We start from the raw sequence: 13495 nt of genomic DNA on the forward strand, positions 1-13495 counted from the left end.
TTCTCCCTTTAGTCGTTGTCCGTGAGGCCCGCACCAGCCCCTTTTTCTCTCGAAGCTGCAGTCGCGGGTACATATGTTTTCGCCGCAAATGCCAACAATTTATTAAGCGCATCGTCCTTCACGCCGACCGTCGAACTCGCTTTAGGATTTTTCCCCGGGTCAAGCTCCACCTGCTGACAGGTCAGGACAGCATCTGCACCACGAACTGGAACAGAGCTATCATTTGTCATTGATCCATCTGCTCCAATGGTAAAAGACGACTTGTTGGAAAATTCCAATGTAATTCGTAACTGATAATCTGTTGCCGCTATTCCCGCGATGCCAAGAAGAAGCAATGGATTATCAATTTTCTGCAGACGCGCATGGAAAATCTTTGTTGAGGCGGCAGCAAGATCAAAGACCGACAGCCCGTCCAGGACTGCGCAGACCGGATCAATCAAAATATTCTGACTGTCCGTTCTTTCCATCGAACCGTGCGGCTCGATACTACTAATACCTTCAAGTACTGCCTCGTCACCCGCCAGATCATGCACAAGGAGCCACAATCCAGCCCGACTTATGTCCACGGCTATTCCACTGGACAAGCCTGCCCCTATTCCGGCTTTTCTGAAAAGAGAACCAATTTCATTCGCGGAATAACTCATGATAGGCGGCCAAAAACAGGAAGCCACCAGTCATCCGCGTCTTGTTCTTGCAGTTCATCAAATAAAGGCGCGCCCTGATACAACGTGATGCGGGTCCAGCGGTCAGATTTAGGGTCAAATTTTGAGGCACCGAAAAAGGAGAGTTTACAGCGAAGCATGTTGATTGGCAGGCATTTGGATCCAATCAAATTGTCCTGAATTTCCGAATACGGGTACATTTCAGAACACTGAATTCGGCGTACTATCTGTCTGTAATGGGGATACTGAAGCAATAACTCAGCCACAGAATTCTCTGCTGTCAAAGTTTCAAGATCTCTGTTCAGCTCTTGAATTTGCTTGCAGATATCGAACGGCATTTCGAGCTCTGCACCCTCTTCCTCATATCTATCCCCCAGTCTGGGCTCAAGTTTTTCTTCCGATACATACCAAAAAAGACGTGTTTCTTCGCGCAAAGACAAATCGACTTTTAAAGCCCAATTATAATTCTCGGTCAAAATCACTTTCAGCTTTTCAAGAGGCATCGAGGGCGTCAATCGCAAAATCTGATCATTCGCCATACATTCGGTTAGCCCGTCTATCAGGGAACCATGCGGTTCTAACACCAAGGCAACGACCAGTTCCTGGCATTCAAATGACAATGCAGATACATCCTTGATGAGGCGGTCCCATGGGTTTGGACCTTGCAGCCAAGTGTCGCTCATCATCTCCATCACCGAAGCAAACTCCGTGCGTAATTTTTCGATCTTAGCCATTTGCACGGTGTCGACGACATTCCATTGCTCAAGATGCTGTTTCGCTCTATCCATCAGGCGTCGAATATCTTGAATAACCGGCTGTTCAGCCGTTGGCAATGCCCGCACACGTGCAAGGGCCATTTCTCTAACAAGCATCCAGTTATTGATCAGGATAGGATGGCTGACCAAAAAAGGCGCCATTCCCAAACCAGTCGCATTTCCAATACCGAGATACCGTTTGCTGTCCAGATCCAGGCTGACAAATGTATCGGGCGATTGTGAACGGGCAACATGCTCGACGAGATCGTGTGTAAATCCGCGGATCAGCCAAACAGTCAGCATCTCAGCTTGGAAAGGCCCTTTTAATCCCGGCCGATCTTCAATTCTTGACCGATCTGCAATACCAAATTTTCCATTTCCATAAACAGCAGTTGTCCGCATCAAATATCCGATGGATAGCAGCATAGATTGATCAGGTTGCTGTCCAGCGGCAAGACGGTCAACAACATGATCAAACAATCGGACTGATTTATTGGCTCGACTTAAAATCAGATCTCGTTCCAGGAAACGACCCGCCTCTTGCTTCGGAGTGTTTTCTTTAAGTCTAGCTATGTCTTCGTCCGAGGGTACTCCGTCGTATAATACATAGGATGAATCCCAGGCTTCGGCGATTACGCGATCGGTACGTTGGTCCTCTGGTAAGGCTGTTGAAAATGCCACAAGACTATAAATATGACCTGAAAGAGAGAGGGAATAAACAGCATGCCCAAATCCCTCACTATTAATTTCCCATACAGGGCGGCTGACGACGGCGTTCTCATTGGCAAGGCGTCTAATTAGAGTTCGCATAAAACTCAAACGCGTTGGAAAAAATGCGCCCATCCTGTCTAGACGCATTACTTCACTCGGCGCTCGAAGGGCCGTTTGTGGGAAAAGTGGATCGCTGTGCTTAGCTGTCGTCATACGGGCAAAGGCTCAAAGGAATTTTCATAAAAGCGCAACCAGTTACCGCCCATGATAGCGTCAACTTCGGTTTCCGCAAAGCCTACCGCCATCAATCCCACAGAAATATTATTGAAATCCCGGCTATCCCGGAACCAACTTGGTTGGTCGGGAAATCCCGCGTTGGAAGCTGAACCTTCGCCATAATCCATTTGCTTGGACCATCTTCCATTTCTCATCCAAGTTACGACGCTATCTGGCTGACTCTGACAAAGATCCGAGCCGATACCCAGATTTTCGACGCCGTATTTCTCCGCGGCTTGCGCAATCATCGTACAAAAACTGCTAAGGGAACAATTTGAACTATCCTTCAAATGATGAGGATAGATGGAAAACCCGACCATTCCGCCAGAACCTGTCAGTGCTTTCAGAACTTCATCCGACTTATTCCGGAGCGCTGGATGCCACCACGCGGGATTGGCGTGAGTAATAGCAATGGGCCGCGCTGATATTTCAATTGCATCGAGCGTCGATCGTTCCGCCGAATGGCTCATATCAACAACAAGACCCACCCTGTTCATTTCCGCTATTGCCTGCCGCCCAAATCGCGTGACACCGCTATCCTCTTCTTCATAACAACCCGTGGCAAGCAAGGATTGATTGTTATAAGTGAGTTGCATAAAGCGTATTCCAAGTGTGTGGCAAATTTCGATTAACCCAATGTCATCTTCAATCGGTGAGGGATTTTGGAAACCGAAAAATATGGCGGTGCGTTTCTCCAACTTGGCAACGGTGACGTCTGCCGCTGATCTTCCCATAAAAATAAGCTCTGGATATTGCTCGAACCACCGGTTCCATTGCTCAATTGCCAGCACCATTTCGCGGAAGGTTTCATGGTATGCAATGGTCACATGTACCGCATGCACTCCCCCTTCATTCATTTGACGGAAAATTTCCTTTGACCAATTGGAATATTGCAGACAATCAATTCGCAGCTGATTAGACATTTTTTCCCCTTATCCAGGTACGCGTGCAACTCTCGACAAGAGTCTGCAATTGCGATTCCCATAATGAACAAATTAAATTCAGCTATTGTAAGACAGCACGCAACCGGATATTTTTGTTATCTATTTCAAAAAAATTGAAATGCGGGATAATGATCAAACTTGAAGCCGTGCGTGTATTCATTTCTGTTGCTGAACTCGGCAATATCAAAGAGGCGGCGCGTAAGCTTGGGCGGACAGCTTCGGCCATTTCGATGACCTTGAAACAGGTAGAAGATGAAATTGGTAGCCCACTCTTTGCATCGGATCGAAAAAATAGCCTGACCGCCCTTGGAACTTTTATGCTTGATACTGGGCGATTGCAGGTGAAAGGCTATGACAAGGCCATACAAAAAATATACGCTTTCGCCGAAAATCGAATTGGAAATTTGAGCTTAGCGTCTGTCCCTTCCGTCGCGACAACCCTTATCCCTATATTGATGCCGGCATTTGTCGCAACTAGGCCTGATGTAGAAATAGAGTTGTTTGACGACGATACGCGTGGCGTTGAAACTATGGTGGAAACCGGACAGGCGGATATGGGTATCGCGGGGCAGCCTTCTTCAGATGCCCTGCTTTCCTTTGTTCCTCTTTTTCGGGATCAGTTTAAAGTAATTTGCAATTCGGACAGCCGCCTTATGGAAATATCGACGGCCCTTGAATGGACGGATCTGGAAGGAGAACCTCTTATTCTTAACGGGGCTTCGGATAGTATCATGGCACCCGGGTACCAAAGACTCAGAAGTAATGCGTCTTTTACGATCCGTAACGTCAGCTCACTTATGGCTCATGCAAAAACAGGGTTAGGGGTAACGATACTTCCCGCATTGGCAACCAATCAATTACCTGAGGGTGTCAGCGCATTGGCAATTGCGGATACCTCCATTAGCCGGACAGTAGGACTGATCGAACGGCGCGGGACAACTCGCAATCCAATTGCTGAAGCCTTTCTCGCATTCTTATTGGAAGAAATGCCAAACCTTATTGGTCGATTAAAATTATCTTCAGTTTAACCGGTTAAATAATCTATAGAGAAATTCTTTGCGCTTTCCCAAGGCTTTCTGCGAGACCTGCGGCGACGCTCGCGACAGCGAGATCCTGCAACCCGACGCCCGTACCATCAAAAATTGTAATCTCTTCAGCGGACATCCGCCCCCCCTCAGTTCCATTGATCACCGCTCCAATGGGAACAATATCTTTTTCGAGAATTAGGTTTTCTGCGATCGCATGCTGACACTCGCCAATTGTTATGGATTGAGCAACTTCGTCCGTGAATACCTTTGCCGCTGCGATCAAAGCTGGATCCAATTCCTGCTTTCCCTTCGTATCTGTGCCCATACAAGCTAAATGGGTTCCGGGCTTGATCCATTCTTTCATCAACAAGGCTTCATGGGCCGACGTAATTGTAATGATGACATCAGCTTCTGCCCCCAATTTCTCCCGCTCCACTACGTCAAATGGAAGGCCTAAGTCATCGGCTACGCCTCTTAGGCTCTCCAACATTTCCGCATGTAAGTTCCATGCAACGACCCGTTCAAAATCTCTTTGCTCAGCTGCGGCACGTAACTGAAATGCCGCTTGATGACCGGCACCAACCATGCCGAGCACTTTGGAATCTTTCCGTGCAAGATGTGAGATAGACACAGCGCTGGCAGCTGCTGTTCTCACAGCGGTCAGATAATTGCCACCAACCAGCGCACGCAATTGACCTGTATCTGGATCAAACAGAAATACTGTCGATTGATGGTTGGTTAGTCCCTTATCAATATTTCCCGGCCAATAGCCACCAGATTTAAGGCCCAACGCCAACCCTTGACGATCGAAACCTGATTTGAAGCCGTACAGCGCATCCGCATAGCCAATCGCTTCGCGAATGACAGGAAAATTATAGGCGTCTCCTTTTGCCATGGCGGCAAAAACATTTTCGACGGCAGTAAAAGCGTCATCACGTCCGACAACCTCCCGACACACTTCTTCCGAAACTACAAGCATCCGAACCTCTTTCTACAATGCCAAACCACGAGCGGTGACAGGCCATAAACATTCTACTTTGCCGTTGCGTACGCCGACATACCAATCATAAACATTGCAGGTAGGGTCGCAGTGACCGGGAATGAGTTTCAGCTTGTCATTCAGCTTCAAGATATTGGAAGGATCTGAAATAACCCCATGCTCGTCAGAACACTTAATATATTCCACATCAGTTCGACCAAAAATCACAGGTAAACCGGAATCAACACTTTGCGCTTTTAGTCCGGCGTCACAAATTGCGACCTCTTTTTTCGTCTTGGACATAATTGATGTCCAGATAAACAAGCTGTTTCGGAATTCTGATATAAAGTTTCCATTTTCATCTTTTACACGCTGATAATCAGCATCCATGAAAACGTAAGAGCCGCACTGCATTTCGTTGTAAATGCCTGAACTTCCTTCAAAATAATAAGAACCCGATCCAGCGCCACCAACAATGTCGCACTCCAAACCTTCTTTTTTCAACAGCTCGATTGTCTCCGCGACCTGGGCGACAGCCGTGTTAATCTTGGCTTTGCGTTCTTCAAAATCGTGCATATGTTGGGCAGCGCCTTGATAGGCTTGGATACCAGCGAATGTCAGTCCGGCGCTGCTTGCAATTTTCATAGCAAGCTCGACAACCGGTTGCCCCCATTGCACGCCGCAACGGCCTGCGCCACAGTCAATTTCCACAAGGCATTCTATAGCTGTACCTGCCCTCATTGCAGCGGCCGAAAGATCATCTATGTTTCCAAGATCATCAACGCAAACAATTACGCGTGCTTTTCCCGCCAATAGGGCAAGTCGTTCAATTTTTCGCGGATCGGCGACTTGATTGGAAACAAGGACGTCTTTGACGCCCCCCGCAACAATCGCCTCGGCTTCGGAAACCTTTTGGCAGCAAACACCACAGGCACCCCCATGCTCAATTTGGTATAAGGCTATATCTGCAGATTTATGTGTTTTCGCATGGGCACGAAGACGTATGTTCTTTGCTTCTACAAATTCACGCATATATTTGACGTTGCTCTCAAACGCATCCAGATCAACGATTAAGGCGGGCGTTGACACATCTTCCAGCGCCATACCAACTGCAGCGGGCACATTGAAACCGACAACCGGGTCCGTTATTTTCGTCATTGAGTTCATTTTTTCCTCCAGTGATTAAGAATTCATCCAGGGCAGTTTTTTCAAATCCACATTTCCGCCCGTCAAGATCACGCCGACGCGCTTACCCACAAACTGATCCTTGTTCTTTAGAATAGTAGCAATGGCGACCGCACTGCTGGGTTCAATTACAATCTTCATACGCTGCCAAGCCAAATACATGGCATCGATAATTTCCGCCTCCGTCGCCAGCAAAATATCTTCTACGTGATTGGAAACGAAATGCCAGGTCAGATCTTTCAATGGCACTTTCAAACCATCGGCAATTGTGTCCGGAGCATCATCGGCGATGATATGCCCGGATTTAAAGGAGCGATAGGCATCGTCGGCGTTCTTCGGCTCGGCTGCATAAATTTTAGTATTGGGCGATATGGTAGAGAGCGTAAGACACGAGCCGGAGATCATGCCACCCCCGCCGATGGGCGCAACAACCGCATCAAGATCCGTGACATCTTCGACCAACTCCTTTGAGCAAGTAGCCTGTCCTGCAATAACCCGGGGGTCATTATACGGATGTACGAAGTCCGCGCCGGTTTTGGCGACGACTTCGGCAAAAACGGCTTCGCGAGACGAGGTACTGGGCTCGCATTCAACAACCTTGCCACCATATCCACGAACGGCCGCTTTTTTTGCTTCCGGTGCCGTCCTCGGCATAACCACCGTTACCGGGATCCCGCGCCGTCCCGCTGCATAGCTAAGGGACAACCCGTGATTTCCGGACGAATGCGTTGCAACACCAGTTGCAGCCTCTGCGTTACTAAGGCCGAAGACAGCGTTGGACGCACCTCTGGCCTTGAATGCACCGGCTTTTTGAAAATTTTCACATTTAAAAAACAGATTTGCCCCTGTCAATTCGTCAAAAAAACGCGAGGTTAGTACAGGCGTCCGATGTATATACGGCGCAATCCGGCTATGAGCAGCGACAACGTCGTCGTAACTCGGGATATGTAATTGAGTATCCTGGTTCATCTGCCTCTCACGCCGCATGTTGTTTCGAGATTTCGGTAGAATGTCGGTAGTATTCCTGAGCGGCGGATACCCCCGATCCAAGTTCTACTGGATAATTCAAGTCCTTCATGGCCATCTCAATCGTCGCAATTCCGGAAAGGGCCATCACATCAGTGAGAGATCCTAAGTGACCAATCCGAAAAGCCTTGCCTGCCATCTGACCGAGCCCGACCCCGAATGACACGCCATAAGTATCAAAGGCGTGATTTGTTAGCACGTTGCTGTCAAAGCCTTCAGGCACATAAATCGCGCTGACCGTATCCGAATATAGGTCGGAAGACCGCGCACATAGGCTCATGTTCCAGGCTTGAACCGCACGGCGCACGCCTTCAGCAATGCGCGTATGTCGGAGGAACACGTTGTCGAGCCCTTCTTCAAACAACATATCGAGACTTTCCCGCATCCCATAAATGATCTGCAAAGGCGGTGTATAGGGATAACCTCCCTTTTTATTGGCGTTTTTCATATCCCGGAAATCGAAAAAGCATCTCGGACAGGTAGCCGTTTCACAGGCTTTCATGGCTTTCTCGCTCACGCCAACAATCGCCATTCCGGTCATCAACATAAAGCCTTTTTGCGATCCAGAAACCGCGAGATCAACGCCCCACTCGTCCATCCTAAAATCCATGGAAGCAAGCGAACTGACGCAATCCACATAAAGCATAGCCGGATGTTGGGCCGCGTTCATGGCACCGCGTACCGCCTTGATATCACTAACGACGCCAGTTGCTGTTTCATTATGAGTGACCAGGACAGCCTTGATTTCATAATTTTTGTCTGCGGCAAGACGTTCCGCATAACGATCCGCCGGTGCGCCATCACCCCATTCACAATCAATGATTTCCACATCAAGATTATGCCGTTGGCAAAGGTCAATCCAGCGATGGGAAAACATTCCATAACGTGCCACCAAAACCTTGTCACCAGGCGAAAGAGTGTTGGTTATCGCGGCTTCCCAACCACCCGTACCACTGGCCGGAAAAGTGATGACATATCCGTTCGCTGTTTTGAACACCTTCTTTAGGTCCTCGAGCATTGGGATCAGCAAATCCACGAAGTCAGGCGCGCGGTGATCTGTTGTCTGAACATTCATGGCGCGACGCAAACGGTCCGGGATATTAGTTGGCCCAGGAATAAAAACAGGGTTTTGACTGCTCATTTGTTTTCCTCTTTTGTTATCTGCTCCTAAGTATAGGGCTGATAATTATTTTTGCAATTTTTCTGAAATATTATTCCATTTTATCCTATTAAATATGTAACCTATTGTTATTATTGATATATTAATTTTTCACTTTTTTAGAATATTTTTCCTTTAAAAAATAAATTTTAGAAGGTAGGGTAAAAATAGGTGATTTGGATATGTCAGGGAGTAACTTGTTAAATGCAACAATCAACGCCGAAGCGCTCTCGTGGTCGCCCGAGATCAGTCTCCGCTGAAGGACAAGGGTCCACCGTCAAGGCGTTGGATCGTGGATTGGTTCTTTTAAAGGCGATGGAGCGGGTCGGGAAAACAACACTGACGGAACTGGCGCTACAAATCGGCCTTCCTCCGTCGTCCGCCCATCGGCTGCTGATCACCTTGCAAAAGCACCGATTTGTTGAGTTTGACGCCAGTACACAGGAATGGACGATAGGTGTTGAAGCCTTCCGCATTGGCAATGCCTTCGTCCAGCAAACCAATCTGGTCGAAGCCGGTCGCGACGTCATGCGTCGCTTGATGGAAGAGACAGGGGAGACTGCAAATCTCGCCATCGCCGATGATGGCGAGGTTGTTTTTGTCAGCCAAGTGGAAACCCAAAATCCCATTCGGGCCTTCTTTAGTTCTGGCACACGGGGCCCTATCCATGCCTCAGGTATTGGAAAAGCATTGTTGGCGGAGCTTCCCAGAAAAAGCGTTGAGATGATCCTTCAAAAACACGGCCTGCAACAATTTACAGAAAAATCGCTCACGTCTGCAGACGCTCTTTTCTCAGATCTTGAAAATATTGCCGACCGCGGATGGTCGTTTGACGATGAAGAAAGATATTCCGGTATGCGGTGCATTGCGGCAGCTATCCATAATTATCATGGGGAAGCTATCGCCGGCATATCTATTTCTGGACCGACTGCCCGCTTCCCGGATGCCAGTATCGCGGAACTCGCGCCAAAAGTTAAACATGCCGCTGCGGAAATCACGTCACTTATCGGCGGAACTGCTCCTGATTCCTAGGCAACAATGTCAATAATTACGGTCTTTAGACGGTTGAATTCCATATTTCTTTAGATAGCTTCTACTCAGTGTTTCGACATTTGAAAACCCGCATTGGATGCCAATATGCCCGACAGAGGCTGGAGAGTTCTTGAGCAAGGCCCGCGCATTTTCAAGCCTTAAATTTAGGTAATAACGGGCCGGTGTTTCCCCAAAAAATTTCTGAAACTTTCGCCGCAATTGCCATCCCTTTAAATCCGTTTTCCGAGCCAATTCGGCAATCGACACCGGAGCATCAATTGTGTCCTGCATAATTTCAACGGCCAGCGCCAACCGTCGATCGAGCCGCGCGACTGACCAATCCTGCCCCAATTCAATTTGTGCCAACGAGGTCGTCAATGGACGATAATTAAGTGCCTCTGCCACGGCTTTAGATAGCTTTTTGTCCTCGCAGAAGGCGATGAGGGCAAGCGTCATATCCAGCGTCGCGACCCCGCCGGCACTAGAGCAAAAATCACCTGAAAAATCGAATAGCCGATCAATAAATATCTGCGCCGGATGTCGATCACGAATAGCCTTCAGGCTTTCATGATGAACGGCGGCCTTTCGGTTTTTCAAGATGCCGGCTTCGGCCATCAATAAAGCCCCTGTATCAACACACCCCAAAAGAATATGACGCGCCGCATGTTTACGCACAAACTTTATAGCAGGTTCTGTGACTGTTTTTTCTGGAAAATACGACGCCAGTATTAGCAGGATATCCGGTGAATACTCCTCATCAAAGCTGTGGTCCGCCATTATTTCAATTTTACTGGAAGAGTGAACAGGCTCCCCGGTCTCGGTCATAATTTTCCATTCGAAAACCGGAACGCGGCTCTCCCTGTTGGCGATGCGCAAAGGTTCGATGATCGATGACAGCGAGATCATCGGGAATCCGTTGAACAAAACGATACCAACCCTTTTCATTTTATGAAAACCTCCGTAACTTTTGATCAACAAATATTGTTTTTCCGTCAAACTGTTTTTTCAATTTCACGATATTCTTGTAAAAAGTCAAAGGGAGTCTTGCTATGAATTCCGCACCTCTATTTGCACAACAGGTCTCATCGAGGCTTGAAATACCGGATATGGGTATTTGGCCGATCACTGCTCAGATCAAGCGCGCGCGCCTCGTCGACGGCGACCTTATCGTCGACTGGGATGATCAGAAGAGCAGCCGTTTTCTAGCCTTATGGTTACGTGAACAATGTCCCTGCACCATTTGTCATAGCGACATCACACGAGAAACCTTGATTGATATCACCGACATCCCCATGGATATTCAAGCGATGGAATGCCGATTGGACGAGATGGGGTATCTGCTTGTGACCTGGTCCGACCAGGGTCATGCCAGCCGATATCATCCGGGTTGGCTGCGGGCCAATTGTTATGATGACTGGGCGCGTGCGGAACGCGGTCATACAAGGCCGACATGGGGATGTGATTTTACTGTGCCGGAGTTTGACGCCACCGGTATTATTGAAAATGATGATCATTTATATGAGTGGCTGACGGCGCTGGATAGCTATGGCTTGACGCGACTTCAAAATGTCCCTCTGGAACATGGCAGAGTGGCACATCTGGCGGAACGCATTGGCAAGATCAGGAGCACAAATTTCGGGACCGTTTTTGACGTCGTCTCGAAACCCGATGCAGATTCCAACGCCTATCTTTCCGTGGAATTGCCGCTGCACATGGATTTGCCAACTCGGGAAACACCGCCCGGCCTGCAGTTTCTACATTGTATTGAAAATGCGGCGGACGGCGGGGAAAGCCGCTTTGCCGATGCCTATCATGCGGCCAAGATCCTCAAAGAAGAAGCTCCGGATATCTTTCGAATTGTCACCACCGTTGATTATTGTTTTCAGAACCGTGCCGTCGATTGTGATTACCGGGCCAGTGGGCCGTTGATCAAACTCGATTCCAGAGGCGAACCAATTGAATCCCGGATCAATACGTTCCTGACAGCGCCGTTCACACATCTGCCTCATGAAGAGGTGAAAGCCGCGCTCGAGGCAAAGCATTATCTCATGCGGTTATTGAACGAGGACCGCATGCGGGTTCAGTTCAAAATGGCGCCCGGCGACATGGTCGCCTTCGATAACCGGCGGGCGCTGCATGCGCGCACCGAGTTTTTCCCCAACACCGGCCACCGGTATCTGGAAGGATGTTATCTGGATCGGGATGATCTTGGCTCACGCCTTCGAATGCTGGAGCGGGCGAAAACCATCGCGAAAGACGCTACCCGTTAAGGGCGCGAATACCCCTGCCGGTAAAATTTGGCACCTGCAAATGCTGATGAGCTGACCAAATCGTCGACAGAGGGGCGGCAAGACCGCTGCCAAATTCACTGGCACTTCCGGCGTTGGTATCCACATGCATGAGCATCTGTTCGGCGGTCGCCAGCACCTCTTCACTTCTGTCGAGGGTCATGACATGTAAAATTCTGACCCGCTTGCTATCCAGACCCAAAAGTTGAGTTGTCACGGAAACCCGCTCCCCTTGCGCGACTTCCTTCAAATGGCGCAAATGAGTTTCGAGCGTGTAGACAGAGTGTCCATCCGCGAGATACGCCGCATCCATACCGATATAAGTCAGGAGCTCATCCGTGGTTTCCCCGAATAATTGCAAGTAACGATGCTCGGTCATATGACCATTATAATCAATCCAGTCTGATTTTATGTTGGTCTTGAAAAGCGGCAACGGGTGCTGGAGATCCAACTCGGCAGTCGGTCTCGAAGCTTTAAGCGCCGTCTCATAATCGTCCAGAACTTCCCCGGCACCCCAGTCCAATTTCTGCAGAACCTTAAGAAAACCGACCAGACCGGTATCGCGAATTTGCTCCAGTTCCTTGATCGAAAGGTCGCCTGCCTGGTCGTCGGATTGCTGGGCAATCAGATTGATAAAGTCATCGTCCAGCTCTGGCACGTCCATCAATTTTGTCCAGGGCCATTTCAACGACGGCCCGAATTGCGACAGGAAATGCTGCATGCCCGCGTCACCGCCGGCGATGCGATATACTTGAAAGGTGCCCATCATGGCCCAGCGCAACCCTGCCCCATAGCGAATGGCATCGTCAATTTCCTCAACAGTGGCGATGCCGTCTTTGACCAGCCATAAAGCTTCACGCCAATAAGCCTCCAGCAGACGGTCGGCGATAAAGGCATCAATTTCCTTTCGCAGCACTAACGGCTTCATACCAAGGCTTTGGTAAATTTCCGCGGCCCGCGACTTGCTGTCTGCCGAGGTTTGTTCCCCGCCGCAAATTTCTACCAGCGGCAGCAGGTAAACCGGGTTAAACGGATGCCCCACCATAAACCGTTCCGGATAGCTCAGGTTCTTTTGCAAGTCTGTCGGCCGCAGCCCGGATGTGGACGAACAAATCAACGCTGATGTCGGGGCATGGCGATCAATCTCCGCCAATATGGATTGCTTGAGGTCAATATTTTCAGGCGCGCTTTCCTGAATGAAATCAGCACCCCGAACAGCGGTTTCAATATCCGCCGCAAGGCTTAAGGTTCCCTTCGGTGGCCGGTGAATACCCAGCAGCTCGTCATAGGCCCGCTCGGCGTTGTCAATCAGGCCGGTCACTTTAACGAGGGCATCCGGCGCCGGGTCATACAGCGCGACATCTATCCCGTTCAGCAAAAACCGGGCGACCCATCCGCCGCCAATGACACCGCCGCCAATAATAGCAACTTTCGATACTGCCTGCATGTC

Annotated in this window: 12 protein-coding genes; 3 read left to right on the plus strand and 9 right to left on the minus strand. The window is 49.1% G+C overall.

The features are described from left to right. Window positions 1–8: 8 nt before the first annotated feature. The 3 genes from V7723_RS08130 to V7723_RS08140 are packed head-to-tail and all read right to left on the minus strand — an operon-like array spanning window position 9 to window position 3327. Window positions 9–644: a DUF3726 domain-containing protein gene (locus tag V7723_RS08130; protein WP_335683955.1), complete on the minus strand. Its 636-nt coding sequence runs from the start codon at window positions 642–644 to the stop codon at window positions 9–11. Next, window positions 641–2341, minus strand: coding sequence for a hypothetical protein (locus tag V7723_RS08135; RefSeq protein ID WP_335683956.1), 1701 nt, complete (start codon window positions 2339–2341; stop codon window positions 641–643). Before V7723_RS08135 ends, V7723_RS08130 begins: the two co-directional genes overlap by 4 nt. Continuing rightward, window positions 2338–3327 carry a membrane dipeptidase gene (locus tag V7723_RS08140; protein WP_335683957.1) on the minus strand — a complete coding sequence of 330 codons (990 nt, stop codon included), beginning with the start codon at window positions 3325–3327 and terminating at the stop codon, window positions 2338–2340. Before V7723_RS08140 ends, V7723_RS08135 begins: the two co-directional genes overlap by 4 nt. Window positions 3328–3476: 149 nt before the next feature. Here V7723_RS08140 and V7723_RS08145 point away from each other — a divergent pair, with 149 nt between their 5' ends. Next, a complete protein-coding gene (locus tag V7723_RS08145) occupies window positions 3477–4376 on the plus strand; it encodes a LysR family transcriptional regulator (RefSeq protein ID WP_335683958.1) in 900 nt (299 codons plus the stop codon). A 13-nt stretch (window positions 4377–4389) separates the two neighbouring features. Here the strand turns inward: V7723_RS08145 and bhcD are convergent, their stop codons facing one another. From bhcD to bhcA, 4 genes are read right to left on the minus strand one after another with little or no spacing between them, the layout of a single operon-like run. Beyond that, on the minus strand, window positions 4390–5355 hold the full coding sequence (gene bhcD / locus V7723_RS08150; protein ID WP_335683959.1) for an iminosuccinate reductase BhcD: 966 nt from the start codon (window positions 5353–5355) through the stop codon (window positions 4390–4392). A gap of 12 nt (window positions 5356–5367) precedes the next feature. Next, window positions 5368–6522, minus strand: coding sequence for a DSD1 family PLP-dependent enzyme (locus V7723_RS08155; RefSeq protein ID WP_443024204.1), 1155 nt, complete (start codon window positions 6520–6522; stop codon window positions 5368–5370). A 15-nt stretch (window positions 6523–6537) separates the two neighbouring features. Then, the gene (gene bhcB, locus V7723_RS08160) at window positions 6538–7509 is read right to left on the minus strand and encodes a beta-hydroxyaspartate dehydratase BhcB (RefSeq protein ID WP_335683961.1); all 972 of its coding nucleotides are present in this window, start codon (window positions 7507–7509) and stop codon (window positions 6538–6540) included. Window positions 7510–7516: 7 nt separating this feature from the next. Continuing rightward, complete coding sequence (gene bhcA, locus V7723_RS08165) at window positions 7517–8707, minus strand: L-aspartate--glyoxylate aminotransferase BhcA (protein WP_335683962.1); 1191 nt, start codon at window positions 8705–8707, stop codon at window positions 7517–7519. Window positions 8708–8929: 222 nt separating this feature from the next. Here bhcA and bhcR point away from each other — a divergent pair, with 222 nt between their 5' ends. Further along, window positions 8930–9757, plus strand: coding sequence for an HTH-type transcriptional regulator BhcR (gene bhcR, locus V7723_RS08170; protein WP_335683963.1), 828 nt, complete (start codon window positions 8930–8932; stop codon window positions 9755–9757). A 9-nt stretch (window positions 9758–9766) separates the two neighbouring features. Here bhcR and V7723_RS08175 read toward each other — a convergent pair whose 3' ends face one another. After that, the gene (locus tag V7723_RS08175) at window positions 9767–10702 is read right to left on the minus strand and encodes a GlxA family transcriptional regulator (protein WP_335683964.1); all 936 of its coding nucleotides are present in this window, start codon (window positions 10700–10702) and stop codon (window positions 9767–9769) included. A 104-nt stretch (window positions 10703–10806) separates the two neighbouring features. On the opposite strand from V7723_RS08175, the gene V7723_RS08180 reads away from it, so the two are divergent. Continuing rightward, window positions 10807–12027 (plus strand): TauD/TfdA family dioxygenase, encoded by a 1221-nt coding sequence (locus V7723_RS08180; RefSeq protein ID WP_335683965.1) that lies wholly within the window; start codon window positions 10807–10809, stop codon window positions 12025–12027. On the opposite strand, the gene V7723_RS08185 is transcribed toward V7723_RS08180, so the two are convergent. Beyond that, the gene (locus V7723_RS08185) at window positions 12017–13492 is read right to left on the minus strand and encodes a carnitine 3-dehydrogenase (RefSeq protein WP_335683966.1); all 1476 of its coding nucleotides are present in this window, start codon (window positions 13490–13492) and stop codon (window positions 12017–12019) included. The two genes, V7723_RS08180 and V7723_RS08185, sit on opposite strands and share 11 nt — an antisense overlap. Window positions 13493–13495: the final 3 nt, after the last annotated feature.

Origin of the sequence: Sneathiella sp. (assembly GCF_036960985.1) — a bacterium.
Lineage (GTDB): Bacteria > Pseudomonadota > Alphaproteobacteria > Sneathiellales > Sneathiellaceae > Sneathiella.

Bases quoted from the DNA above. Each gene is read 5' to 3' on its own strand.
- V7723_RS08130 (WP_335683955.1), bottom strand. From the start codon at position 644: ATGAGTTATTCCGCGAATGAAATTGGTTCTCTTTTCAGAAAAGCCGGA.
- V7723_RS08135 (WP_335683956.1), bottom strand. From the start codon at position 2,341: ATGACGACAGCTAAGCACAGCGATCCACTTTTCCCACAAACGGCCCTT.
- V7723_RS08140 (WP_335683957.1), bottom strand. From the start codon at position 3,327: ATGTCTAATCAGCTGCGAATTGATTGTCTGCAATATTCCAATTGGTCA.
- V7723_RS08145 (WP_335683958.1), top strand. From the start codon at position 3,477: ATGATCAAACTTGAAGCCGTGCGTGTATTCATTTCTGTTGCTGAACTC.
- bhcD (WP_335683959.1), bottom strand. From the start codon at position 5,355: ATGCTTGTAGTTTCGGAAGAAGTGTGTCGGGAGGTTGTCGGACGTGAT.
- V7723_RS08155 (WP_443024204.1), bottom strand. From the start codon at position 6,522: ATGAACTCAATGACGAAAATAACGGACCCGGTTGTCGGTTTCAATGTG.
- bhcB (WP_335683961.1), bottom strand. From the start codon at position 7,509: ATGAACCAGGATACTCAATTACATATCCCGAGTTACGACGACGTTGTC.
- bhcA (WP_335683962.1), bottom strand. From the start codon at position 8,707: ATGAGCAGTCAAAACCCTGTTTTTATTCCTGGGCCAACTAATATCCCG.
- bhcR (WP_335683963.1), top strand. From the start codon at position 8,930: ATGCAACAATCAACGCCGAAGCGCTCTCGTGGTCGCCCGAGATCAGTC.
- V7723_RS08175 (WP_335683964.1), bottom strand. From the start codon at position 10,702: ATGAAAAGGGTTGGTATCGTTTTGTTCAACGGATTCCCGATGATCTCG.
- V7723_RS08180 (WP_335683965.1), top strand. From the start codon at position 10,807: ATGAATTCCGCACCTCTATTTGCACAACAGGTCTCATCGAGGCTTGAA.
- V7723_RS08185 (WP_335683966.1), bottom strand. From the start codon at position 13,492: ATGCAGGCAGTATCGAAAGTTGCTATTATTGGCGGCGGTGTCATTGGC.